Origin of the sequence: Rhizobium ecuadorense (genome assembly GCF_001187535.1) — a bacterium.
Taxonomy (GTDB): Bacteria; Pseudomonadota; Alphaproteobacteria; order Rhizobiales; family Rhizobiaceae; genus Rhizobium; species Rhizobium ecuadorense.
On sequence record NZ_LFIO01000270.1, the window covers coordinates 38,272 to 63,909 of the forward strand.

Annotated in this window: 22 protein-coding genes; 1 reads left to right on the top strand and 21 read right to left on the bottom strand. The window is 58.1% G+C overall.

Annotated features, from left to right (window positions below):
• Positions 1-67: 67 nt before the first annotated feature.
• From AF337_RS06080 to AF337_RS06105, 5 genes are all read right to left on the bottom strand, one after another.
• A complete protein-coding gene (locus AF337_RS06080) occupies positions 68-1,288 on the bottom strand; it encodes a substrate-binding protein (RefSeq protein ID WP_049731415.1) in 1,221 nt (406 codons plus the stop codon).
• Between the two features lie 846 nt (positions 1,289-2,134).
• The gene (locus AF337_RS06090) at positions 2,135-3,352 is read right to left on the bottom strand and encodes a substrate-binding protein (RefSeq protein ID WP_049731487.1); all 1,218 of its coding nucleotides are present in this window, start codon (positions 3,350-3,352) and stop codon (positions 2,135-2,137) included.
• Between the two features lie 472 nt (positions 3,353-3,824).
• Positions 3,825-5,564: an FAD-dependent oxidoreductase gene (locus AF337_RS06095; RefSeq protein WP_049731417.1), complete on the bottom strand. Its 1,740-nt coding sequence runs from the start codon at positions 5,562-5,564 to the stop codon at positions 3,825-3,827.
• A 36-nt stretch (positions 5,565-5,600) separates the two neighbouring features.
• Positions 5,601-6,428 carry a phosphoenolpyruvate hydrolase family protein gene (locus tag AF337_RS06100; RefSeq protein ID WP_049731418.1) on the bottom strand — a complete coding sequence of 276 codons (828 nt, stop codon included), beginning with the start codon at positions 6,426-6,428 and terminating at the stop codon, positions 5,601-5,603.
• Positions 6,415-7,677 carry a Tm-1-like ATP-binding domain-containing protein gene (locus AF337_RS06105; RefSeq protein ID WP_082336754.1) on the bottom strand — a complete coding sequence of 421 codons (1,263 nt, stop codon included), beginning with the start codon at positions 7,675-7,677 and terminating at the stop codon, positions 6,415-6,417. Before AF337_RS06105 ends, AF337_RS06100 begins: the two co-directional genes overlap by 14 nt.
• 78 nt (positions 7,678-7,755) lie before the next feature.
• Here AF337_RS06105 and AF337_RS06110 point away from each other — a divergent pair, with 78 nt between their 5' ends.
• Entirely contained in the window at positions 7,756-8,367 is a 612-nt protein-coding gene (locus AF337_RS06110; RefSeq protein WP_049731419.1) for a hypothetical protein, read from the top strand.
• A 13-nt stretch (positions 8,368-8,380) separates the two neighbouring features.
• On the opposite strand, the gene AF337_RS06115 is transcribed toward AF337_RS06110, so the two are convergent.
• The 16 genes from AF337_RS06115 to AF337_RS06190 all read right to left on the bottom strand — a co-directional run bounded on the left by AF337_RS06115 (position 8,381) and on the right by AF337_RS06190 (position 25,608).
• Positions 8,381-10,144, bottom strand: coding sequence for a sigma-54-dependent Fis family transcriptional regulator (locus tag AF337_RS06115; protein WP_049731420.1), 1,764 nt, complete (start codon positions 10,142-10,144; stop codon positions 8,381-8,383).
• Between the two features lie 49 nt (positions 10,145-10,193).
• A complete protein-coding gene (locus tag AF337_RS06120; RefSeq protein ID WP_049731421.1) occupies positions 10,194-11,309 on the bottom strand; it encodes an ABC transporter ATP-binding protein in 1,116 nt (371 codons plus the stop codon).
• A gap of 30 nt (positions 11,310-11,339) precedes the next feature.
• Positions 11,340-12,134 (bottom strand): HAD-IIA family hydrolase, encoded by a 795-nt coding sequence (locus tag AF337_RS06125; RefSeq protein ID WP_049731422.1) that lies wholly within the window; start codon positions 12,132-12,134, stop codon positions 11,340-11,342.
• Entirely contained in the window at positions 12,127-12,900 is a 774-nt protein-coding gene (locus AF337_RS06130; protein WP_049731423.1) for an SDR family NAD(P)-dependent oxidoreductase, read from the bottom strand. Before AF337_RS06130 ends, AF337_RS06125 begins: the two co-directional genes overlap by 8 nt.
• Complete coding sequence (locus tag AF337_RS06135) at positions 12,897-13,838, bottom strand: ribokinase (RefSeq protein WP_049731424.1); 942 nt, start codon at positions 13,836-13,838, stop codon at positions 12,897-12,899. The genes AF337_RS06130 and AF337_RS06135 overlap by 4 nt, the downstream gene beginning before the upstream one ends.
• A complete protein-coding gene (locus tag AF337_RS06140; RefSeq protein ID WP_049731425.1) occupies positions 13,835-14,695 on the bottom strand; it encodes a carbohydrate ABC transporter permease in 861 nt (286 codons plus the stop codon). Before AF337_RS06140 ends, AF337_RS06135 begins: the two co-directional genes overlap by 4 nt.
• A 12-nt stretch (positions 14,696-14,707) precedes the next feature.
• A complete protein-coding gene (locus AF337_RS06145) occupies positions 14,708-15,667 on the bottom strand; it encodes a carbohydrate ABC transporter permease (protein ID WP_049731426.1) in 960 nt (319 codons plus the stop codon).
• Positions 15,668-15,723: 56 nt separating this feature from the next.
• On the bottom strand, positions 15,724-17,112 hold the full coding sequence (locus AF337_RS06150; protein WP_152970931.1) for an ABC transporter substrate-binding protein: 1,389 nt from the start codon (positions 17,110-17,112) through the stop codon (positions 15,724-15,726).
• Between the two features lie 365 nt (positions 17,113-17,477).
• Positions 17,478-18,248, bottom strand: a complete 771-nt coding sequence (locus tag AF337_RS06155) for an SDR family NAD(P)-dependent oxidoreductase (protein ID WP_049731428.1) — start codon at positions 18,246-18,248, stop codon at positions 17,478-17,480.
• Positions 18,249-18,273: 25 nt separating this feature from the next.
• Complete coding sequence (gene hisD, locus AF337_RS06160) at positions 18,274-19,584, bottom strand: histidinol dehydrogenase (protein ID WP_049731429.1); 1,311 nt, start codon at positions 19,582-19,584, stop codon at positions 18,274-18,276.
• 119 nt (positions 19,585-19,703) lie between these two features.
• The gene (gene iolG, locus AF337_RS06165) at positions 19,704-20,708 is read right to left on the bottom strand and encodes an inositol 2-dehydrogenase (RefSeq protein ID WP_049731430.1); all 1,005 of its coding nucleotides are present in this window, start codon (positions 20,706-20,708) and stop codon (positions 19,704-19,706) included.
• 28 nt (positions 20,709-20,736) lie between these two features.
• Positions 20,737-21,606 carry an SMP-30/gluconolactonase/LRE family protein gene (locus AF337_RS06170; RefSeq protein WP_049731431.1) on the bottom strand — a complete coding sequence of 290 codons (870 nt, stop codon included), beginning with the start codon at positions 21,604-21,606 and terminating at the stop codon, positions 20,737-20,739.
• A 2-nt stretch (positions 21,607-21,608) separates the two neighbouring features.
• Positions 21,609-22,523: a TIM barrel protein gene (locus tag AF337_RS06175; RefSeq protein WP_049731432.1), complete on the bottom strand. Its 915-nt coding sequence runs from the start codon at positions 22,521-22,523 to the stop codon at positions 21,609-21,611.
• A complete protein-coding gene (locus AF337_RS06180; protein ID WP_049731433.1) occupies positions 22,523-23,656 on the bottom strand; it encodes a Gfo/Idh/MocA family protein in 1,134 nt (377 codons plus the stop codon). The genes AF337_RS06175 and AF337_RS06180 overlap by 1 nt, the downstream gene beginning before the upstream one ends.
• A 21-nt stretch (positions 23,657-23,677) precedes the next feature.
• Complete coding sequence (locus AF337_RS06185; RefSeq protein WP_049731434.1) at positions 23,678-24,481, bottom strand: ATP-binding cassette domain-containing protein; 804 nt, start codon at positions 24,479-24,481, stop codon at positions 23,678-23,680.
• An 11-nt stretch (positions 24,482-24,492) separates the two neighbouring features.
• A complete protein-coding gene (locus AF337_RS06190) occupies positions 24,493-25,608 on the bottom strand; it encodes an ABC transporter permease (protein WP_049731435.1) in 1,116 nt (371 codons plus the stop codon).
• Positions 25,609-25,638: the final 30 nt, after the last annotated feature.

The window sequence follows — 25,638 nt, forward strand, 5'->3', positions numbered from 1 at the left end:
TCGATGGAAGCTTTACCACCTGCGAGCCTAACGTGGCCGGAGCTTTGTCGGAGGACCCACCTGGCATTTAGCACTCCTTCGGGTCGACAAGACCCGCGCTGCGTGCGACGATCTCGTATTTGCCCCCTTTGGCCACGCCAATGTACATATTCATTTTGCAATGATGCTTGCCCGGCACCATTTCAGCCGGGCCGCCGGGGCCTTCGGCGATTTTGGCATGATCCAGCGCTGCGGCCACAGCATCGCGATCAACCGTTCCAGCCTCCTTCACGGCTGCTTCCCACAGCTTTAGTCCGCGATACGTGCCAGTGGCAGCGCTACCGGCTGAGAAGCGAAACTGGCTCGGGAACTGTTTTTCGTATTCTCCCTGGATCTTAGCGCTTACTGGGTCCTCGTCCATCAAGGCTCGGTAGTAGTCCAGGCTACTCGCAAGACCGTCGATCTCGTGCGTCTGGTTCATCTCCAGAAAGTTCTCATCGAAATACGTGCAGCCTATACGTCCGCCATTTTTGGAGAAGCCGGCTTCATAAAGTTGTTTGAAGAACGGGCTGACACCAGGTGGCACAATTGTGTTGAAGACGACATCCACGCGGTTGGAGATGATGCGATTGACGGTCGAGGAGAAGTCGATCTGGTCCGTCGGGTAGTACTCTTCGAAAACGACCTCCCCGCCATTGCTTTCGATCACTTTTCTCGCATAAGCGCTTATCGTCTGCGGCCAGACATAGTTCGAGCCCGGCAAAGCAAACCGTTTTCCGCCATTCTGGATCAGCCAGGGAATGAACTGATCACAGTTTTGCGCAGGCACGGGACCGGTGCAAAACAGATTGGGCATGCACTCCTTACCCTCATAACCCTCAGGGTAGATGTAGAGAGTTTTACCTCTGGATACGATCGTATCCTTGATGGCATTGCGCATTGAACTGGAAATTCCACCGAGCACCAGGTCGACCTTGTCGCGCTGGATAAGCTTTCGGACGTTGCCAACGGCAACGGACTCATTTGTAGCCGTATCCTCGATGTATAGCTCGATGGGTCGCCCCAGCAGGCCGCCGGCGTCGTTGATCTCCTTCACGACCATACGAGCGACATTGGCGTCGGTATTTCCAGCAAAGCCGAGTGCACCAGTAAGGTCTGTAGCAATGCCAAGCTTGATTGGCTCCTCGGCCGCGTTCGCCCAGCTCGGACGGATAACCCAGCTGCCGGGCCCCACAGCAATAGCTGCAGACGCGAATGCGAAATTATGAAGAAAGCGGCGTCGGCTGAACTTCATACCACCGTTTATCATATATAGCTCTCCCACTGGCTAGTTTGCCTTAGATGCGCCCCCCTCCGGGCCGCAGCAGCAAGAAGCTATCCGTCATTTTTCAGTCACATACGGTCTTTCGAAGCGGAAGTTGGGTAAAATTGCGTAAATCGTTCGAAGAAAGAGAAGAGCGGACTGCAAAAGAGTTCGTCCCGCGGTCGCCGCGTGCAGCCAAGAGACCTTCAATATACGCGATCCGCTGTTTTGGAGACCGAATGTTTCATCGGAGATAACAGTCCGAGTTCTTCAATAGATCTGGTGAGGATTGAACACGCGTGATGAGGCGGTTTCGTTGCTCTCGCAAGGATCACACTTGTCGCCAGTGCCTGCATTGCGTTTCGGCCGCCGAGCAACACGTGGACGTTTCGTTTTCGACGGGCATTCAACTGCCAAGGATCATTTGACTTGGAGATCCTCGATCGGCACGGCGACGGCGCGATTATTGACACTTTCGCAACCGCTACGGAATGAATCCATATTGTAGATTTCGCGGCGGTTTTTGATCGGCCGACCGCTTAAGTCATCATGTTCGGAACCACGATCGTCATTGCTTTTACGTCCTTGAAATTTTTGCTGGCCCAAGACCTATTAACGCCGTGTACTCTATTCCAGGCCGCGCCTTCAAACTCCCGATAAGCAACTCCCAACTATTAAAAAAGCAGGCAAGTTGTACTTGCCTGCGAAAAACCGCATAATCTTTCCTTCAGCGGACCCAAGTTCCCGAAAGTAATTTTGGCCGGGCTCGTCCTCCTTTAAGTTCTCCCCTTGTTGACTTCCGATTCCCGGAGAATCAAAGTTGCTGCAGCTTTTTCAACTGAGGTATGACATTCAGCATTCCTTTGGATCAACAAGGCCAGCACTGCGTGAGACGATCTCAAAGTGCTCTCCTTTGGCCACGCCGATGTACATATTCATCTTGCAATGGTGTTTGCCCGGCACCATCTCCGCCGGTCCGCCAGGACCTTCGGTGATTTTGGCATGATCGAGGACTGCGGCCACGGCGTCGCGGTCGACGGTGCCAGCCTCCTTCACTGCAGCTTCCCAGAGCTTCAGTCCTCGGTAAGTCCCGGTAGCGGCGCTCCCTGCGGAAAACCGAAATGGACCAGGGAATTCTTTCTCGTAGGTTTCTTGGATCTTGGCACTTACCGGATCCTCCGCAGTGAGGGCCTTGTAATAATCAAGACTGCTTGCAAGACCTTCAACCTCGTGAGGCTGATTCATTGGAAGCGCATTCTCGTCGTAGTAGACGCACCCCAGCCGTCCGCCGTTCTTTGAGAAGCCCGCTTCGTAGAGCTGCTTGAAGAACGGGCCGACTCCCGGGGGGATGACGGTGTTGAATACGACATCGACGCGGTTCGAAATGACCCGGTTGACGGTGGAGGAAAAATCAATCTGGTCGACGGGATAGTATTCTTCGAAAACCACCTCGCCGCCGTGGCTTTCGATCACTTTGCGTGCATAGGCGTTGATCGTCTGTGGCCACACATAGTTCGAGCCTGGCAACGCGAAACGTTTGCCACCATTCTTGATCAGCCACGGAATAAACTCATCACAGTTCTGTGCCGGCACCGGTCCGGTGCAGAACAAATACGGCGTGCACTCTTGGCCCTCATAGGCTTGCGGATAGATGTACAGCGTCTTTCCGCGAGAGATGATCGTATCCTTGATGGCATTGCGCATGGCACTGGAGATTCCTCCAACCACCAGCTCGACCTTGTCGCGCTGAACCAACTTTCGAACATTGCCAACGGCAATGGATTCGTTGGAGGCGGTATCTTGGATGTGAAGCTCGATGGGACGCCCCAGAAGACCGCCCGCATCATTGATCTCCTTAACCACCATACGAGCAACATTGGCGTCAGTATTGCCGGGAAACCCGAGCGATCCTGTCAGATCAGTGGCCATTCCGACTTTAATCGGCCCCTCCGCCGCGTTCGCCCAAGTCGGGCGAATCAACCAACTGCCCGGTCCAACCGCAATAGCGGCCGATGCGAACGCGAAATTATGGAGGAAGCAGCGCCGGCTAAAATTTATGCTGTCATTCATCATGGATAGTCTCCCACTGGCTCTTTGGCCTTAACTGCGTCCCCTCCGGGCCGCAGCAGCAAGAAGCTATCTGCACTCTCCAGTCACATACGATCTTTCGGGACAAGATTTGGGTAAAGTTGCGTACATCTCCAATAATAGAAAGAGGACCTGGCGATCTCGCGCTTGACGCGCCGTTGGAACGCATTGACGGGGTGAGGCCGGGTGCGAAAAAAACTTCCGGCTGCTTTCAAACGCGCAAAACCCCAAACGACGGTTGTTCGATTAATGCGATAGTTCTGGCCCCGCATTTCACTGCGGGGCCAGGGTGCTCTGCACGCCGCTTGGGAGGTCTCTGATCATTCGTGTGCAGAGTCTGACTTTGACAACAAAATCTGTCTTTTCCCAGCCAGCTGAAAAGGCGCACGTCCGGCTTGGACAAGCGGGCAGTGGAAATGCGCGATATCGCTATATCCACCAGGATTCGGGCGGGCTAATTCTTACTCGATGTGCCTCTGATCGCATTGGCCGCCCTGTAAGCGAATACAATTCCTGGCCCGATTGTGATGCCGGCCCCCGGATAGAGCCCGCGCATCAGCGACGTTGCGTCGTTGCCACAAGCATAGAGTCCCTCGATCGGAGAGCCGTCGGCTCTCAGGACCCTACCGGACGTGTCCGTCGCAAGCCCGGTTGCGGTTCCAAGAGTTGCGGGCACGATCTGGAGCGCTACGAACGGACCTACACTTATCGGGCCAAGATTAGGATTGGGTTTTCCAACCGACGGGTCTCCAAGCATCCGATTGAAAGCGGACTTGCCGCGGTGAAAATAGGGATCAACACCGCTCTTCGAATGGATGTTGTGCTCTGCCACGGTCTTTTCCAGCTCTGACGGATCAATCCCGATCTTCCGCGCAAGGTCGGCAATCGTTGCTGCGACCTGGATATAATTTACGCGTTCATATGATTTCGTTCCGAGCGTCCAAGGCCACGGAAGAAGGTGGCCCATGCCTCGCTTCTTCAGGAACTCGTGATCACAAATAAAATAGAACCGTTTGTCCGCCGGGTATCCGTTCTGGAACATCGCAAGGCAGATGTCGTGATAGGAATTGGACTCATTTACGAAACGCCGGGCATTCGGTCCGATCGCAATGACGCCAGGCCGTCCGCGGTCGAGCCACCCATACGGAACGGTCTGCGTTTCTCCCTTTTTCCCGTGCAGCAACGAAACCGGTGTCCAGAAGCCTGCGCTGGCGACATTATTGTCGATGGCACCTCCCAGTTCCGTGGCAAGCTTAATCCCGTCACCGGTCGAATCCGGGTGTGCAAGAGTATCATCGTGCTGGTGCGCCCCGCTTAACGCCGCTCGCAGCTTAGCGTCTCGTGCAAATCCGCCTGATGCCAGGACGACCCCGCGTTCAGCTTTTATACGAACGTCGCGACCATCGCGCCTGATAACAACGCCAATTACACGGTCGTTTTCCATGACGAGGCGAACCAAGGGCGCTTCCGTCCAGATGTCGACCTTGCGCTTGCGAAGGCTGGTTATGAAACGGGCTATAAGCGCATTGCCGCCGCTCAGCTCAGTGCCGCGCCGATAGCTCAGGCGGTCCTTTGCATAACGACCAACACGGCGCAGCACGTGCCGCATTGAGTCCACCGACTTGAGTGGATTGAGGAATTTCATGACCTCTCCGGAGGAAATCATCATGCCACCGAGAACCACTCGGATCGGGTCGCCTACCAGATCGAAATCCTTGCCAAGCAAGCGGCCGTCATAGGGAGCCGGGCTCAATGCTCTTCCTGAATCAACACCGCCCACCTGGCTTGAGTGGTAGTCAGGTGCAGAGGCGAGCGTGAACTTCACATCTGTCCCCTTCTCGATTTCCGTAAGCGCCTTTGGCCCATCCGTCAGATAGGCGTCAACGAAATCCTCTCGATAATAGTTTCCGAGTTCGTTCTTGAGATAGGTTCGGGCGTTTTCAATGCTGTCCTTGACTTTCGCGGCCACGGCTTGAGGCGAACACGGAACCCAGATCATGCCGTTAGAGAGTGCCGTGGTTCCGCCCAGTTTCGGCGACTTTTCGCAGACAAGGACCTTCAAACCGGCCTGAGCGGCAAACAGAGCAGCGGACAGGCCAGCAGCACCACTTCCGACGGAAATGACGTCGTAGACCGCGTCCCATTCGGGGCTGACCGATTGTGCAGAGGATACAGGAGTGGCGACGATGGACATCTTTAATCTCGGAATACGATTTGATTGGGGTGAAGATCACGAACGGGGCATCGACACGGCCTTGAAGGCCTTCGCAACCGCCTGTACCGCTCTTTCGATAGGTATCCGCTCGATGGAAGAGGCGCCGACGAAGCCCACGCAATCCGTTGACCGATAAACCTCGGCCGTATCCTCGGGCTCGGCGATTGCTCCCCCATGCGCAAGCAGGATGACATCCTGCCGAACCGCCTTGGCCGCATCATTAATCCTGTTGATCTTCAATATCGCTTCCTGGATGGCTTGGCCCTCCTCGTGACCAGCAAGTCCGCCACGCGTTGCTCCGACATGAGGTACGATGCAGTCCGCACCTGCCTCAGCCATCGCCGCGGCGTCATCCGCAGAGGCGACATAGGCCAAGGAGAAGATGTTCTTCTTGCGTGCGAGCGCAATCATCTCGACCTCACGGTCAAAGCCCAGACCGACGCGACCGCGACGGTCGCGCCATTTGTCTCCCATGGTCGAAATCGTCGGATAGTTGATGACGCCGGAGTACCCTGCCGCCCAGAACCGATCCAGAAGCCCGTCGAGGTCGAGGCGCATCGGATCCCATGCCTCGATGCCGCCGATCACCGGGACGGTCGAGACGACATTGCGTATCTCCGCGGCCATCTCGATCGTGCGCGCGTTGGAATCGCCGATCCGGCTCGTAGGAAGTCCCATCAGTCGCGACAAGCCGGTACTGTAGACAACCAGCATGTCGGCTCCGCCAAGAGCGGCGCACTTGGCAACGAGACCGCAGCTGCTGCCGGCGGCAAGAATTGGATTTCCTTTTGAGGTCTGTTGGCTGATGGCAGCCAGAATTTCCGAGCGCTCAAACATTTTCATGGGGTACAGCCTCTTCTCGAATATTTTGCAGAATCCAGCCGACTGCGGCTTGCGCGAACGCTGGATCGTTGATGTGACAGGGAATTTCCTGGACGATGACCGAAGGAGGCAACGTGCTCCTCAGCCCCGATAACCAGGCTGCATTTGCCTCGGGATCGTAAAAGACCGCACCCTCTCGATCATAGTCGGAGACCCCTTCGGAGGGCCAAAGAACATGGGAAGCGCCTTTTGCGGCAGCAAGTTTCAGCCCGATGCGCCGACCTATTTCGAAGGCCTCCTCCGGCGTTGTCCGCATCAGCGTCGTGTAAGGCGTATGCGAGTAGAATTTCCGGCCCGAGAACCGTTCCGGTACACTCGAGGGCACTCCAAAGTTCACCATATCGACGGCGCCGGGTGCGACCAGTTGCGGAATGCCCTTGCGGCCAGCTGCCGCTAGACGATCCGGGCCAGCGCTTGCCGACCCTCCGGCGAGATCATCAGCGAGCTCCGTCGTCGTCAGATCGAGAACCGCGTCGAATTCACCTGCATCGATCAAGGCTTCCATCTTCCGGCCGCCAGAGCCGTTCGCTGGGAAGACGATCGCCTCAAGGCCCTTTTCCGACAGAAGACGCACACACTCGTTCACCGCCGGCGTCGTCACGCCAAATGCCGTGATCGCCACGATTTTTCGACGCGATGGGTCTTGCGGCTGGTAGTGCATGGCTGCGATCGCCTGTGCGGCATTGGTCAGGATCCTTCCGGTGAAGCCATTGACACCGAAGAGATCGACAAGAGTTGGATATAGCAGGATGTCATTTCTGGCAGCGAGTTCGGCAAGCAGCGCCGGCCGTGCGCTTGAAACAAGAAGCTTGGGGAAGCCGAAGGGAAGGTCGGCGACCACTTCACCGAATACTCCGCTTCCCTTTCCGCCGGCAATGCCGATGATCGCCGATATGCGACCCTCTGAAAGCAGTGCGTTAACCGACATGCGAGCACGTCGGCCGATGTCAGCAAGCAGTGCCGCCGGGTCCGCTGACCTAGTGGCAGCGACGCCAGATGTACCGACATCGACCAACACGGCGCCCCTGCCGCTGGCGCGTATGATGTCCGCCACGTAAGATGCTTCTGCCTGCTTGGTATCCATCGTCGCGACGATCGCCACCGCGTCATTTTCGAGCGTCGCCTCGCTCACGACGTTTTTCCCTTTGGGCGTCTCATCTGCCCGATCCGGCACACGCGTTTCATCTCGACCTCCCTTGTGCACGCTCATGCTTTGAGCGATTTTGAATTAGTTTTAGAGGAGAGGATCGTGCTGCCAAATCGCGCGCGGGAGAGGAGTTGGGTAAAAATGGGTACGTGGGCGATCATTGATCAAATCGAGCCGCATGCGACGACAGATTCGAGCGGGAGCGACGATGAGGTCGTCATCTTTGCGCCGTCTCTCCGAGCGCTGTCCCCTGGCGATCCGATTGTGATGGCAACACTGCCAATACTCGACTGGAATGCGGAACTCTTCCAAGCGATAGACAATGTGACGTCGGTCGGAAATCGCTGCTACGCCGCAGTCCTGATGATCGATCCATTCACGCTGTGGGAAGATCTTGCGGACCTGCTCAAGGAAAAGGGTTTCGCCGGCGTCGTGAACTTTCCCCCGGCGTCGCTGGTGGAAGGGGTTCAATCCGCCGTCGACGCCGGCAATACGCTCGAAATCGATCGCATGAAGTGGTTCCACGACACTGGCTTGGGGATCATCCATACTGGATCGTCAAGGATGGAGATGACCGATGTCAGCAATCGCTTGGCAGACCTCCTCGACGGAATGATCTATTTCCCTCCAAATGCTCTCGTGCGGCCAGTCTCCAAATGGATGGACCTGGAGCTTATCTCTGACGCCGGTTTCTTCCCGGCTTCTGTTTGGTCACTGACGTCTGCGGGATCCCCAGTAATAGGGGCAGTTTGATACAGCACCGCAGCTAGTTCAGGATCTTGAGCTTCCGGATCTTGTTGTACAGGGTTTTGCGTGAAAGGCCGAGTGCGAGCGCCGTTTTGCCGCGATGAAGCTTGTTGCGTCGAAGGGCTTCTATGATCCACTCGCGTTCGGAAAGGCCCGCCGTTTCCTTCGGAACCGCTTTGGTACCGATGATCGGCTGCAGACGATCCGCGGTGATTTGAACGCTCGTTGGCAATGTCGCCAACTGCTCGACGACATGCCTTAGCTCTCGAACATTTCCTGGCCAGGAATGGCTGGCGAGCGCGAGGAAAGCCGAGTTCTCGATAGCCAAAGCGACCGTTCCAGCATCTCCCCTCGTCTCGACTGTGAAGTGATGGATGAGCGCCGGAAGGTCTTCGAGTCGGTCCCGCAGAGGCGGCAGATGGATTTCCAAGCCAGCGAAGGCCGCCCGCAGCTTCGGGCTGATCGGATGCATGTCATCGGCGATCCCCGCGGAGACGGCGCAGGTGGCAATAACCTTGGCCTCGGAACGATTCGATGCGGCGCCGTTGACCGCGGTGAACATTCCGGTCTCCAGGAAATCGGCCAGTTGCTGCTGCCCCTCCTCCGTAAGGTCGTTGACGTGGAGGATGATGAGTGACGTATCCGTCGCGGTTTCCAATACCGATATCCGACGTCGAGTATCCTTATCCGCCTCCAATCCGAATAGGGCAACCGCATTCTGGTTTCCGGGAGATGGCCGGCAGGGAAATACGACAGGCTTGCGATGTTTATGCGCTCCCAATGAATGGACAAGCGAGGCAACGCGCCGCTTGCCTGTCCCCGGCTCCCCGACAATGAGGACGGGGTTGGTGCCGGTCGCCAGGCGCTTGGCCGCGTCGAGCGCATTGTTCATGGACGCTGATCGCGCGACGATGCCGTGCCGGTACCCGTTAAGCTGCAATTGCCGCTCGAGGAGGTCGACCTTTTCCCGGAGCACATTGATCGTCTTGAAACCGGAGGTCATCTCGAGGACCGACATCTCCAGGGGAACGCGGTCCAGCGATGACCCACCTATGAACCCTTGCGTGCCTGTTTCCCGGCAGACGTCCATCAATTCCTCGGGCTTCGTGATCGGTCCGCCTCCAAGCAGACAAACGACGTTGCGATCGATCGCGTGAACTGTACGCGCGATGTCGCGCGTGCGCGCAGCCAGCTCTGCAAGCCCGATTGATGAAGACGAAAGGCCCGTTTCGGCTGGGTTGAGGTTGAAATTCATGCTGATCGCTTCGACACCCGCCTCGACCATGCGCCGCGCTTCGGCCTGTGTCCGGGTATAGGCGATCGTCATCAAGCCGCGTCGCGCCGCTTTGACGAGTAGCTCAACTTCACGCGCATATCCGAGCCCGCAGCTTTCCAGTACGGCCCGACGATGCTCATCGAGATGAATGACGGAAGGGAAATTTGTGACCCCTGCAAAACCCCACCGTTTGAGCTTGTCCAGGAAATCGTCAAGATCAAGCCGTGGATCGAAGGTGCAGGCACCGAAGAAGACCGGCAGCCGGGTGCTGCGCAGAATTTCAGATCGGCCGAAGCTTGCGACGAAGGCGTTGGTGTCACGTATGGGGAGAACGGACGCCGGCGACGAACCGCCCATCGCACGGAAACGACCGGCATTCAGCGCAAGCACGAAATCGGCACCGGCACGCTCGGCCGCTCGCGCTGTCATGCCGGAGCCAATCGCGGCACCGAGCATGAACGAGCGGGAACTACCCAGAAACTGTCGAACACCGGATATGGTCGTCATGCCTCATGCATATGAACTCACACCAAGATCATGCATCCGGATGCGATAATCAACTCCAGCTTTTCGGAGCATCCAGCCGCGGCAGAGCCTTTCCTTGCTGGGTGAAGACGTGACAGTCGGAAGCCGCCACCGAGAGCGAAACGCGCCCTCCCCGTCCAGAGTGAAAGTGATCATTAGGCGAGCGGGCAACGATGTGCTCGCCCAATGCAGTCCCATACAGGTAGGTCGCGCTGCCCAGATGCTCCACGAAATCGACGTCGATCTCCACGATCAGTTCGCCGGGTCGGTCAGATGGGGCCACGAAATCGTCCGGCCTAATCCCCAAGGTCAATGTCGCCCCCGGTTCGACCGGCCCTGCCTGGATTGGGAGCCACCCGGACAATCCGCTTTTGAGCGCGATCTCGGTGCGTTCGTCGTCCTTGGTCTTCAGTTTGCAGGGCAGGAAATTCATTCTCGGCGACCCGATGAATCCCGCGACAAACTGAGTTGCCGGCCGATGGTAAAGATCGTGAGGGCTGCCGACCTGCTCGATGTGTCCGTCCTTCAAAACCACGATCTTATCGGCCATGGTCATCGCCTCGACCTGGTCGTGGGTGACATAGATCATGGTATTGCCGAGCTGACGGTGGAGCTTGGCGATCTGGACGCGCATCTGAACCCGCAGCTCGGTGTCGAGGTTGGAAAGTGGCTCATCGAACAGGAACACCTTGGGTTGACGGACGATTGCTCGACCGATCGCGACGCGCTGTCGCTGGCCGCCGGAAAGCTGCTTCGGCTTGCGGTCAAGGAGGTGTTCGATCTGCAACAATGCAGCCGCCTCGCGCACTTTAGCGGTAATCTGCTCCTTGCCAAGGTTCGCCATCCGAAGCGGGAATGCGAGATTGTCACGAACGGTCAGGTGCGGATAAAGCGCGTAGCTCTGAAACACCATCCCGAGATTGCGGTCAGCGGCATCGACCGAGTTGACGACCTTGTTGTCGATCTTCAGCGTGCCGCCAGAGATCTTTTCCAAGCCTCCAATCATACGCAGCAGCGTTGATTTCCCGGAACCAGACGGCCCCACGAAGACCACGAACTCGCCATGGGCGATGTCGAGATCAATGTCGTGCAGAATACCCAGGGCCCCATAAGCCTTCCGGATTCCCTCGAGACGGACTTCAGCCATTTCTTCCTCCCATTGTCAGTTACGCGCCATTCAGCGCGTCGACGGTATTTGCTTCAGACTGGATATGACGAAATCGGGCGGCTGCAGCGTGGGATCATCGACCGGCGGCACTCCCGTAGTCACGAGAATGGAACATAGTCCGGCCCGTTTCCCTGCCTGAATATCGGTGGGTATCTGGTCGCCGATCATCAGTGTCGACGCCCTGTCGGTTCCGAGCCGCATCAGCGCGGCTTCGATCATATGAACCTCGGGCTTGCCAACAATGATGGGCTTGACCCGCGCAGCGGTCGCAACCGCGGTGAGGATCGCCCCCGCACCAGGCTCGAAGCCGGTCGGCGTGGGGAGCAGCAGATCCGGGTTGGTACCCATCAACACGGCTCCCTTTAGGATAGCGTCAACAGCGACGCGCAGCTTTTCATGGGTGATTTCACGATCAAGACCCATGATCACGACGGCCGGCTTTTCGTCGGTGATTTCGAGTTCCGCATCCGAGATCGCTTGTTTGAGCGATGGCGCACCGATCACGTAAATGCGCGTTCCGGCAGGATGACTCTTGCGGATCAACTGAGCCGCCGTCACCGCCGAGGTGACGACGTTGTTTTCGGTGACATCCAGGCCGAAGCCATTCAACTTGGCAACGACATCCCCGGCCGAATGAGTCGAGTTGTTGGTGACGAAGCAGTAAGGAATCCCAGCCGCGCGCCAGACCTGGAAGGTCTCGACCGCATCTTGAATGGCTGTCTTGCCGCGGTAGACCACGCCGTCGAGGTCGGAAACGACTCCCTCCACAAGCGGCCAGTCAAGAGCATGCGCGATCTCAACCATTCATCAACATCCCGCCGTTTACGTGCACGATCTGCCCCGTGATGTAGGCAGACGCTGGACTCGCGAGGAAGACTGCAATGCCGGCGATGTCTTCAGGGGAGCCGACACGGCCGAGAGGAATGCGACCCGCATGGCGTGCTTCCGTCTCTTCGCGCGGACGACCGTGCATCGGGGTATCGATGATGCCCGGCGCGACCCCATTCACGTTGATGCCGAAAGGAGCGCACTCGTAGGCGAGCAGCTTAGTCAGATCATGGACGACTGCCTTGGAAAAGCAGTAGTCCGCGCCGCCTGCCTGATAGTTGAACACGGCGCCTTGCGAAGACAGCGAGGACCCGATGTTAACAATGCGGCCGCCACTTTCCTTCATGAAGCGGTGTACGACAAGCTTCGAGCAAAGGAGGACCGCCCCGGAATTGATTTCCATGGTACGATCGATCTTGGCCTTGTCGCCCGACAGCAGGGATTCCGCCGATTTGATACCGGCATTGTTCACGAGTGCGTCGAGGTGGCCGAAGCGCTCAGCGACGGCATCCATCACACGCTCGATGTCCTTTTCGCTGGTGACATCCATCGACATGGTGACGGCTTTCTCACCGCCTTCCACCTTGGCAAGTGCACGCCCGAGCGCGTCCTCGTTTGCATCGGTGGCGATCACGTTTGCGCCGTTTGACAGGAACGCAGCCACGATCGCTGCGCCAATTCCGCCGCCCGCCCCAGTCACGAGAACGGTATTGCCTGGCATTGAGAAAAGAGGGGACGTCATCGGATCTCCAATAAAGTTTTGTGATTGAGGAATTCATCGACCTCCGCCGCGGTCGGCATCGACGGCTGGGCACCGCGTCGAGTGACGCAAAGTGCCGCGACGGCCATGGCCTGGCGAACGGCTTCGCGAACAGGAACATCGCTTGCGAGCGCGGCAGCAAAGCCACCGTTGAAGGCGTCGCCGGCCGCCGTAGTGTCGACAACGACAACCGGAAAGGCTGGGACAAGAAAAGTCTGCTGCCCATCGTCGTAAAAGGCGCCGCGCTCTCCAAGCGTGATGAGAGCTGCCTTCGGTCCAAGCGCAAGCAAGGCTTGGGCGGCCTTAGCAGCGGCCTCCACGCTGTCGATTTCGATTCCCGTGAGTTCGTAAGCTTCCGACTCATTCGGGGTAACGAAGTCGACCGCCGACCACGCAGCACGCGACAACCCTGGTCTCACAGGGGCAGGATTGAATATGAGCCGGAACCCGAGCTGGGCTTTCAGTGAGAAGAGCCGCTCTAAGGCCTCGATCGGCAGCCCCATCTCGGCCACGACGATCGAGTTTGGTTCGATTTGCGCAGCCGCCTTGTCGATCAGTTCAGGCGTGACATTTGCGTTAGCGCCCGGGTCGATGACGATCATGTTGCCGCCATCATCGCCCACCATGACCAGTGCCGCGCCGGACACCTCTGCCTGTGCGATCTGAACAACGCTTGTATCGACACCCGCATTTACGAGCGACAGCATTAGATGACCACCGGCCTCGTCATCGCCGAGACGGGAGAAGAGCTTTGGCTTCAACCCCAGCCGAGCCGCCGCGACTGCCTGGTTCGCGCCCTTTCCGCCTGGATGCCGGACAAGCGACCCGATAAGGCTCTCGCCCGGCGTGGGCAGCCGCTCGACGTTGAAGCACAGATCGAGATTCGTCGTGCCAAAGAAGATTAGAGGTGCCGATCTCATTTGACCGCTCCGAAAGTAAGGCCACGTTCGAGATGCCGTTGGCCGACGATAATCAGGATGACAGGAACGATCATCGTGACGACCAGACCGGCCGCCATGACGGGGTAGAACTGAACGCCCGGATTGAGCAGCTTCAAAAGCGCGACAGTTACCGGCGCCTTGGTCGAACTCAGCATCAGGCCGAGTGCAAAATTGTGCCAGGCAAGCAGGAAGACGAGCAGAGAGGCGCCGATAAGGCCCGTTTTCAGGAGCGGCAGGACGATGTGAAGGACGACACGTACCGGCTTTGCGCCGTCGATCGCGGCCGCCTCCTCGATGTCCTTCGGAATATCCTCGACATAGGAGCGGGTAAGCCAGACGATCATGGGCAACGTGATCACCTGGTACACCCAGATCATGCCGAGGTAGGTGTCGTAGAGGCCCAGCGACTGAAACAGACTGAAGAGTGGGATGACCACCAGCAGGACGGGGGCGAAGCGGAAGCCTAAGATGAAGAAGGCAATGTCTTCCTTGAAGGGGATATCCCGCCGCGCAAGAACGTATCCCGCCGGGACGCCTGCGATCAATGAAACCACGACAGCCCCGAGCGCCACGACGACGCTGTTGATGATCGGGCTCAAGAAGTCGACCTTGATGGTCCCGTAGCTGGTCGCACCCGCCTGGGCGACATCGAAGAGAACCCGGAAGTTCTCCAGGGTCGGAGTGAAGGTGAATGTGGGCGGCCAAGCCATGACTTCGCTCTGGGTCTTGAGCGACATCATCAGGATCCAGACGAGCGGGAACGCAAGAATGAGGGCGCAGAGCAGGACGAGTGCGTTGAGAACGACCGTTGTGATTGGCGAGCGTGTAAATTCCATTGTTGCCTCCCCCTAGTTCACGCGGCGGCGGACAGCCTGCCAGGCCTTGACCGTCAGGAACGCGCCGATCAAAACGATGAGCCAGTTGACGACCATCAAGGCTGCACCTCGGCCAAACGTCATGTTCTGAAATGCGGTGATATAGCCCTGGACCGAAAGAGCGGACGTCGAGTTACCCGGGCCGCCTTGCGTCGTACCGAAAATGATGTCGAACTGATTGAACGACTCGATCAGACGAAAGACGGCGGCAATCAGAATGTAGGGGGCAACAAGCGGCAGTTCGATCCGCCAGAATGTTGCCCAGCCTTTCGCCCCGTTGATGCGGGCGGCCTCTCGGATGTCGTCCGTAATGCCCTGCAGCCCTGCGAAGATGATGAGCGCGAAGAATGGTGTGTAGGTCCAGACGTCGATCAGGATCACCGATATCAATGCAGTCGCCGGGTCTGAAATCCATGCAAACGGGCCAAGGCCGGCAAGGGAGAGCAGATAGTTCAGGATACCGCTTTGCGGATTCATCATCGTTGTCCACATGAGGGCAACGCTCATCGGCGGAAGCACAAGCGGCAGCAGGATGATTGGTCTCAGCCAGCGTGCGAGGGAGACACCAGATGCAAAAAGCTTTGCTATAGCTAGGCCGAGGAGGGCCTGCAGCAATACGGCAGAGAGAGCATAGGTCACCGTGACCCGGACGTTGTTCCAGAAGTCGGCGGAATTCACCAGCGCGGCATAGTTCGCAAGGCCGATGAAACGTACGATCGGCCGGCCAAGACGGAGATCTGTCAGCGACTGATAGACGCCGTAGAAGAACAGAAGCAGGAAGCCAAGCAAGATCAATACGGCTGGAGCAATCACGACCAGACTGAACCAGTCGACCTGCTGGACGGTCAGTGTTTCCGTTTTCCCGGCCAGTTGCGCTTTTGCGGGTGCGCTGGTTCGGACAACCATTGCCGTCTCCGAAACATGAGGTGTCATTGAGGTCTCCATCCAGGTAAGGGAAGGCGGCAGCCATGAGCTGCCGCCTTCTTGGCTTAGAGGCCGGCGCGGATTTCTTCAGCCAATGCCTTCAGCGTGGTTTCCACGTCGTCACCGTTGACCATTTTCTGCATGGCGACCGCCCAGGCATTCATCGCCTCGCCGAAGCCCACACGCGCGGTAAAGGCCAGCGCAGCGCGATCCTGTGTCGTCTTGAAGCTCTCGACAAAATTGTTGAATTCGGGTTTGGACGCGTAATCGAGCCACGCTTTGTCATTCCAGGTCGAAGTCCGCGGCGGGTTAACGAGCTTGCCCGAGACGGCACCTGCAAGCACGATGTCCTTCGATGTCGCCCACTGGATGAACAGCCAGGCGGCACCTTTCTTCTGCGATGCAGAATTCATCGCCAATGACCAGATCCAGATGTTGGATTCAAAGTTCTTGGCATTCGGCGCATGCAGCGGTGGAGCAAAGGCGATCTTTCCCGAGGCCGGCTGGCCGGCAACATCGTTCCAGAAGCCGAACATGTTGGAGTCGATCGCCATGGCGGTGCGGCCAGACGAAATGCCATCGACGACCTGATACCAGTTGTCGTTGGCGAAGGAGGGCGCGGCGCACTTCTTGATCATATCCACGTAATCTTTGTGGAAGGCGATCGACTCAGGTGAGTCCAAGCCAGTGTCCAGCTTGCCATCCTTGATGACGAAGTCCTTCACGCCGTAAGAACTTGCAATTGAAATCGCCGCGGTGTGAATGCTGCTCCAGAAGCGGACGCCTCGAACGCCAAGCGGTGTGACCGAGGGATCGGCGGCTTTCAGCTTTTCGCAAGCAGCAGCCATCTCCGGTGGAGTTGTCGGCACGGTGATCTTGTATTTGTCCAGAATGTCCTTGCGGTAAAACAGCTGGATGTTTTCGAACGCATGTGGGATTGCCCAGACGCTGCCGCCTTCACCGGGGGCGATCTGGCCGTCTTCCATCTTCCACGTCAGTGCTTTTCGCAGAGACGGGAAAAAGTCATTGTAGTCGTAGCTGGCATCGGTCAGCTTCGGATCGTTCAGATACTTGTCGAGCGGTTCGAGCGAACCACCAGGAGCGAAGTCCCAGGCTGGCTGAATGCCGGTTCCAACGACATCCCACGCCGGAGACTTCGTCGTCAGCTGAAGTGTCAACTTGTTCCAGTAGGAATCGTCGGGGTAGAGTTCCGGTACGACCTTGATACCAGTCAGTTTTTCGAACTCGGGCAGTTTCGCAGCCAGGGCGTCGGCATAGGGATGAATATCATAGGCCCAGGTGATCGTCGTTCCTTCAAACTGGCGCCAGTTGACTTTGTCTGCCGCAATGGCGGACGAGGCGACACCGGCCGTTGCCATCAATGCGGACGCAAACACAATGCCTTTTGCAGTGCGAACCGCACTGCGACGAACGACGTTCGATAAATAACTCATTCTCTCCTCCCTCGGCACTCAGCCTGATTGACCTTGGCGCGACCCTCTCCAATCCTGGGTTCGCCACCTCAATGAATAGCGAGGGAGACGGGGTGCACACAGGAAAGTCGTCAGAGATTTTGAGTAAAATTGGGTAATTCGTCGAACCGCGCCGACCAGCTTTGTAGTTTTGCCGGTCAGCCGTAGCGGAACTCTCATAAACGCCGTCTATTGCGCCACCAAGTATACAGCCTGAAAATTCGATACTGAGGAGAGTCGTTGTGTCGCTTCACGCCAAAATGGTAATGGATGCTGTGAAGAATAGCGCCCGGCACGCCATCTTCGGCGGCGAACTGTTTCCAGGAATTGGAAGGGGCTGCGCCGAGCTATTCGGCTGTCCAGCCCCCGTCAACCAAGAGAGATGTACCTGTGACCATGGCGGAAGCATCTGACGACAGATAGATAACAGCAGCCATAATGTCCTCGACCTCGCCGACCCGTCCCAGCTTGATCTTCTCGCTGATCCATTTCACGCGCTCGGGATTAGAAAAGGTCTGCTCCGTGAGCGGCGTACGGATGAATGTCGGGCATACCGTGTTTACACGTATGCCCTTCTGACCCCACTCGATCGCCATGGATTTCGTGAATCCTTCAACTGCATGTTTCGTGGCGCTGTAGACGGCCCGATCAACGCCGCCGACGCGCGCCATCTGCGAAGAGACTGTAATCAAGGAGCCAGATCTGCCAGCGGCTATCAGCCCCCTGGCAACTGCCTGAGCCACGAAATAGGCCCCCCTGACATTGATTGAAAAAACGGTATCGAAGTCAGTCGCCTTCGTTTCCAGTGCAGGGCCATGAATTGCCAGACCAGCACTGTTGACCAGGACATCGAATGGTCCCGCTTCGGCAATTGCCTGCGACGAATCCTCTACGTTCATGATGTCGAGGGAAAGTGCGTCCGCGACAAACCCGGCCGCAATGATCGATTCAACCGCCTCGTCTAACCTTGGCGACTGGCGGGCCGCCAGGGAAACGGCCGCGCCAGCTTCGGCAAGCGCGACGGCCGCCGCAAAGCCGATACCCGATGAGGCACCGACAACCAGCGCCCGCTTTCCATCGAGGCGAAACGAAGGGGTACGGGGGAGAGCGCTGATCATCAGAGCACCTTTCGATTAGAGTGGATCACTCCGCCGCTGCACCATAGGGAACGTTGCCGCCGCCATAGCGCCGGACACGGACGTTGGCTTGCTCGGCGTGACCTACGAAACCCTCGAGCATGCACAGACGGGAGCAATAAGCTCCGATTTCCGCTGCAGCCTGGTCGGTGATCACCTTCTGGTACGAGTGCGTCTTCAGGAACTTCCCTACCCACAGACCACCCGTGTATCGCCCAGCTTTCTTGGTCGGCAATGTGTGGTTGGTACCGATGACCTTATCCCCATTGGCAACGTTCGTCCGAGGGCCAAGGAACAGGGCACCGTAGGAATGCATGTTCTGGAGGAACCAATCATCCCGATCGGTCATGACCTGAACGTGTTCAGACGCAATGTCATTCGCAACGTCCAGCATCTCCTCATATGTGTCGCAGACGATGATTTCACCGTAATCGCGCCAGGAGGCGGAGGCGGTCTCGGCGGTCGGAAGAATCTTCAGGATCCGGTCGATCTCCGCGAGCGTGTCCCGTGCAAGCTTCTCTGAGTTCGTAACCAGAACCGAAGGCGAGTTATAGCCGTGCTCTGCCTGTCCGAGCAGGTCCGTGGCGCAGATCTCGGCATCGACGGTCTCATCTGCGATAACCATGGTTTCCGTCGGCCCGGCGAAAAGGTCGATGCCGACGCGGCCATACAGCTGCCGCTTTGCCTCGGCAACGAACGCGTTGCCTGGACCGACGAGCATGTCGACGGGCTTGATCGTTTGCGTTCCGAGGGCCATCGCTCCGATCGCCTGCATCCCACCCAGAACGTAAATCTCGTGTGCGCCACCCTTATGCATGGCTGCGATGATCGCTGGATGGGGCTCGCCTTTTTGCGCAGGTGCTGCCGCGACGATCCGCGGGACCCCTGCAACAGAGGCCGTCAGCACCGACATGTGCGCCGAGGCGACCATGGGGAACTTGCCGCCAGGAACGTAGCAGCCGACCGATTGGACAGGAATGTTTCGGTGGCCGAGGATAACGCCGGGATAGGTCTCCACTTCCACGTCTTTCATGGAGTCCCGCTGGACCTGCGCGAACTTGCGGATCTGGGCCTGAGCAAACTCGATATCGGCCATGTCTCGAGTGGACACCTTGTTGACCGCCGCTTCGATCTCAGATTTGGAAAGGAGGAAGGACGGCGGCGAATATTTGTCGAACTTTTCGGAAAGTTCGCGAACGGCAGTGTCGCCCCTCGTCTCGATGTCCTTCAAGGTAGCTTCGACAACAGCCCGGACCTTGGCGTCATCCTCGGCACGATCCGCCGCTGGCTTGCCCGTCTTCAAATGGCGAATGGTCATGGTGTAACCTCCTACAGAATTGTTGGCTTGCGCGATGGCGCAAAAGCTCTGGCAGACGGGGACCCGGGATCATCTTCACGAGTTCCTCGCCAATTCGTCAGCCGCTTCCGGACGACGTGTCACGCGTCCAGATCGAGCCGGATGACGGTTCCTTCCTTCAGCGACTTGCGCGCTGCGTCGGCGAGCAGCACTGCCTTGCGGCCACTGGTAAAGTCGGAGTCGATCTTCCGTCCGTTTGATACCGCATTGATGAAGTAATCGAGTTCCGTTGCGTAGGTCGGCAGGTAGCGTTCCATGAATCCTGGAAGCAGAGTATCCCGCGCATTCGTGGCGGCTTCGCCGAACCGCTCGATACCCGTCCTGAGCAGGTTAGCCGAAGTCACCATGCCCTTCGATCCGAAGACTTCGACGCGCTGGTCGTAGCCATAGGTTGCCCGACGGCTACAATCGATGCGGCAGAAGGCGCCGTTGGCAAACCGGATCATGACCTGTGCCGTGTCCGTGTCACCCGCCTCACCAATGGCCGGATCGACGAGATTGCTGCCCATCGCGCAAATCTCTATCGTTCCCGTGGCACCGGCCAGCCACAAGGCCATGTCGAAGTCATGGATCATCTGGTCGTGGAACTGGCCTCCGGACACCTTGATGTAGGACGCGGGCGGCGGAGACGGATCGCGGCTAATGATGGTGACGACCTCGACCTCCCCAACCTCTCCAGCGGCAACAGCCTTCTTCACTGCCATGTGCGTCGCGTCGAAGCGTCGCTGAAAACCAATCATGATCGGGACATCGAGCCCCTTGATCTGCCGCGCGCAGTAGTCCACTCGGGCGATGTCGAGATCGATCGGCTTTTCGCAGAGGATAGCCTTACCAGCCTTCGCCGCCTCGACGATCAGATCAACATGGGTGTTGGTGGCAGATGCGATAATGACGGCATCGACCGCCGGATCGTCCAGGGCCACACGCGGATCATCGGTCGCTTTCGCACCATATCGGTCCGCGAGCGCTTGGGCACGGCTGAGATCGACATCGCAAACATACTCGAGCACGGCATTCTCATTGGCCGCGACGTTCGCGATATGCTGCGCACCCATGCGGCCGGCGCCGAAAACACAGAACTTCATAGTCTCATTCCTTCATTCAAAAGCGAGTTCATAGAGCTGCAAGGCGTTGAGGAACGCCCGGGACCTTGACTTGGACCGCGAACAGCCCCCCGGCGAGAGGCGATGCCTCCAGTTCATCATCGGTGTGCATAACCCGCAACGTTGTCGCATAGAGGGTTCGACCGTCCTTCCCGCCAAGCGTGACGCAGGTCGGGCCCTTGGTTGGAAGCTTCACCGTCTCCTGAACTTGCCCGTCCTGCCCTATTTTTACGAGGCAGCCACCCCATACGCGGGCATTCCAGTAAGAGCCTTCGGAATCGACCACCGCCCCATCGGGACGTCCGCCGGCGACATCGGAACTGGCCAAAGGGGCGATTTCCCTCAGGCTCGACCAATTCTTGTCGTCGACTTCGAAGCGACGGATGGTTCCCTCTGGGGTGTCAGCAAAATACATGATTTCGCCCGACGGAGAAAACGCGATGCCGTTGCTGATCGTGATCCCTTCGAGGAGCTTCGTAAATTCGCCTGTGGGCGCGCAGCGGTAGAGAGCCGCGACGGGCTCGCGATCCCGCTCGTCGAACGTCCCGAATACGATACCGCCGAAAGGATCGACGGCGGCGTCGTTGACGCGGGTCTGAGGAAGATCGCCCTCGATCACGGCGACCGTCTCGAAATTCTTGAACCCTGCGTCGCTGATCACGATACGGGTAGCAAGACCGAGCACGAAACCGGACTTCTTGCGGGGCAGGATGAACCCTGCCCGCTCCGGCAGCGGAAAGACCGTCACTGCGCCGTCCGGGCCGAGCTTGTAGATTCGGCTCTCGGCGATATCGGTCCAGTAGACGCTTCCGTCGCGAGGGTCCCAGACGCACCCCTCCCCGAGCGTGTTCTTGCAATCGACGACGCAGGACGCTTCCATCTTCAGCTCCTGACTACAGTAGGCATGCCGATCGACGCCAGGTAGTCGTGGCTTTCCTTGGCATTGCTCAGCGGGGACGCATCGCCTGTGGGGTCGACGTCCTGCTCAACGACCGCCATGCCGCGGTAGCCGATTGCATCGAGAGCATCTCGGACTTGGACGAAATCAACTACGCCCTTACCCAATGGGCAGAAGATGCCGCGTGCGATTGCGTCGAAAAAGCCAGTTTTGTCGGCAACACATGCCGCGTGCACTTCCTTGTCGATGTTCTTGAGGTGCATGTGGCCGATGCGGTTGCCATAGCGACGGATCAGCGCGATTGGATCGATGCCCGCGTAGGCGGAATGCCCGGTGTCGACGCACAGGCCTACCAGATCTTCCGGAAGGTCGGCCATAGCGCGGTCGAGCTCGTCTTCATATTCGATGTAGCAGCCAGCGTGAGCGTGGAGATAGGACTTCACGCCGTAGTCGTTCTTTGCGATTTTGGCGAGTTCAACGATACGCCGGATCATCGCCTTCCAGTCTTCCGGAGCAAGGCGCGGTGCATCTGCCGGGCGGCCGGCGTATCTGCCGCGCTCGTCGGACACGCAGTCAATGATAACAAGCCGCGGGGCCTGAAGATCCTCAAGGATCGAGCACGTCCGCCTCGTCTTATCGACAACGGCATCAAACGAGCGCTCATCGGTCAGCGGATCGAACAACCCGCCTGCGGAGAGGCGGAGGTTCCGCTTTGACAGCTCATCCCTTAGTCTGGCCGGATCCGTCGGAAAATAATCGACAGGTCCAAGATCGATAGCCGAGAAGCCTGCCGCCGCCGCTTCATCGAGAACCTTGGTCCAGGCCGGGTTTTCGGGACGGTCGGCAAAATCCACGCCCCAAGAGCATGGGGCATTTGCGAGTTGGTATGCGACAGTCATCAGGCAATCTCCTCAGTCTTTACCCATCGGCCCTCGTCGGCCGAAACAAGAACCGCTTCGACCACGCGGTCGACGGTGTATCCAAACTCGAAATCGGCGACCCAGCTCTTGCCGGAAACGACGGACTCGATCAGGCGACGCGCCTCGATGATCTTGAGATCGTTGTAACCAAGGGGATTTCCCTGAAGCCCGAAGAAGGCCGCATAATCCGGGTGCTGCGGCGCGACGAGGACACGCTTGTAGCCCCGCTCTGCCGGATCATCGGTCTGGCGGTAGAGGTTCAGCTCGTTCATGCGCTCCTGATCGAAAAACAGCGCACCCTTGGTGCCCTGGATTTCGTAAGAGAGGTAAAGCTTGCGCCCGGTTCCGATACGGCTAGCTTCGAGATAGCCGGAAGCACCATTCTTGAAGCGGCAGATGAAGTGCGCGAGGTCATCGTTTTCAACAGTGCGCTCGGCGCCCTTTTCGTCACGACGCTTGGCATGAAGGATCTGGCGCGCGCCACTCACCTCTGTGACTTCGCCGACGAGGTAGTGAGCGAGGCTCAGCACGTGGCTCGCCATGTCGCCAAGGGCACCAGCTTTGCCCGCAGCAGCCGCGTCGGTCCGCCATGTGAACGGAAAGCTTTCATCGACCATGTAGTCGTTGTCGAAGGTGCCGCGGAAATGGAAGATCTCGCCAAGATCACCATTCTCGATAAGCTGCCGTGCATAGGCCTGAATCGGGCTGCACAGGTAGTTGAACCCGACCAGCGTGACGACGCCTGCCTCCTTGGCGGCCTCATGCATCGCACGTGCCTCGGCTGCAGTGTTCGCCATCGGCTTCTCGCAGTAGACGTGCTTGCCAGCGGCGATTGCCGCGAGAGCAATTTCCGGATGCGCGTCGTTTGGCGTCGTGATGTCGATGACATCGATCTCTGGATCGTTGACGATGCTTTTCCAGTCGCTGGTGTGGCGCTCCACGCCAAACCGCTCTGCAAAGCCTTTTGCCGCGGCTTCGTTGACATCGGCGACGGCCACGATTTTCAAGGTAGCAGGCTCTGCCCCGAAGATCCGGGTCGCATTCTCGAAGGCAGCCGCATGGGCTCGACCCATCCAGCCTGCGCCGATGAGACCAATTTTAATAACGGTCACTTTGCTTCTCCGTGAGTATTACTAGATCGTTCCGCCGAGCTCGTCCGAGAGGCTCTGCAATTCCTTACCGCCAGCCATCAGGTTCTGGAGTTCGTCGATGGCGATCTCGTCCTTCCTGAAGACGCCGAGGGTCTTGCCTCGGTTGAGAACCGTGAAGCGGTTCCCGACCGCGTAGGCATGACGCACGTTGTGAGTGATGAAGATCACGCCGAGCCCCTTCGAGCGAACCGCGTCGATATACTTCAAGACCATCGATGTCTGAGCGACGCCGAGCGCCGAGGTCGGCTCATCGAGGATGAGAACCTTCGCGCCGAAGTAAACCGCGCGGGCGATGGCGACGCACTGACGCTCGCCGCCTGAAAGCGTTCCGACGGCTTGGTTCGGGTCGCGGACATCGATGCCAATCTTCTTCATCTCGTCGTGTGTGACCATGTCGGCGAATTTAGTGTCGAACCACGAGATGGGACCCAACCGCTTCAGAGGCTCGCGACCCATGAAAAAGTTCCGGCTAACGGACATGAGCGGGATCATGGCGAGATCCTGGTACACGGTCGCGATCCCCGCATCCAGTGCATCGCGGGGGCTACCAAATTCGACAGGCTTGCCGTCGACCAAGAACTCCCCAGAGGTAGGCTTGTGGACACCGGATAATGTCTTGATAAGCGTACTTTTCCCCGCGCCGTTGTCGCCGAGAAGGCAGAGCACTTCACTTGGATTAACACTGAGCGATACGCCGTTGAGTGCGATCACGGGGCCGAAGTGCTTGACCAGGTTCTTGATCTCGATGAAGGGCGCTGTGGTGGTTGTGTTTTGATGCTGTAGCATGTTGCTTCTCCTCAACGCTCGCCTGTGACGCGCTTGCGAATGATGTTGTTGAAGAGGACAGCAAGCAGCAGCATGCCGCCGAGGAAAACCTGGTACCAGTCCTGGTCGATCTGCGTGTAGGTAAGGCCGATCAGAACCATCCCGAAGATAATGGAACCGAAGAACGCTCCGATGGCCGAGCCGTAGCCGCCCGTCAGAAGGCATCCGCCGATAACAGCGGCGATGATCGCTTCGAATTCCTTCTGGAAGCCGCGTCGCGCATCAGTTGAGCCTGCATCGAGGACGGTGAGAATGGCTACCAATGCCGCAGCACAAGCGGTCAGGATGAAAAGAGTGGTCTTTACGCGAGCGACCGGAACACCCGAATTGCGAGCGGCATTCGCGTCACCGCCGGCGGCGAAGATCCAGTTGCCGAAGCCCGTGCGGATGAGAAGGTACGTGGCAGCCAGCGCGATGACCAGGAACCAGAGCAGTTCCACCGGAACACCAGGCACCGTCGGGGAGCCGTTCGGAAATTTCGCAATGATGTCTTTGTCAGCGAGGGACTGGAAGAAATCTTTGAACGCGTCCCCGGAGAAGATCGGCGCCAGCGGGCTGCTGGCTACTGCATCCTTGATCCCGCGCATCTGAGTTGCGCCACCCGTCGCCCACTTCAGGCCGACCAGCGACAGTCCTCGCAGGACGAACAGGAATGCCAGCGTGACAATGAAAGAAGGCAGTCCAGTTCTCATGACGATCTGCGCGTTGACGATCCCGAGAAGGGCTGCAACGGCGAGGGTCAGAAGAATGGCTACACTCAGGGGCATACCCCAAACAACAACCGCGGTCCCGAAGATCATGCCGCTAAAAGCGATCATCGAGCCGATCGACAGGTCGAACTCGCCGCCAATCATAAGAAGCGCGGCTGCAACGGCCAGGATACCGAGCTGTGAGGCAGGTGCCATGAAGTTCATCACGCCAGCCAGGGTGAACATCTGGGGGCTTGCCGTCGTGAGGAAAAACACGAAGACAAAGATCAGTCCCGCAAGCGCTCCAAGTTCCGGTCGCCGAATAAGCGAGGCCATCAATGAAACGCGGTTCAGACGTTCGTCTTTCGCACCATGAGGTGCCTTGGTTATGTCAACCATTTCTCGTCTCCCGAGCAGGCATGGACGGCT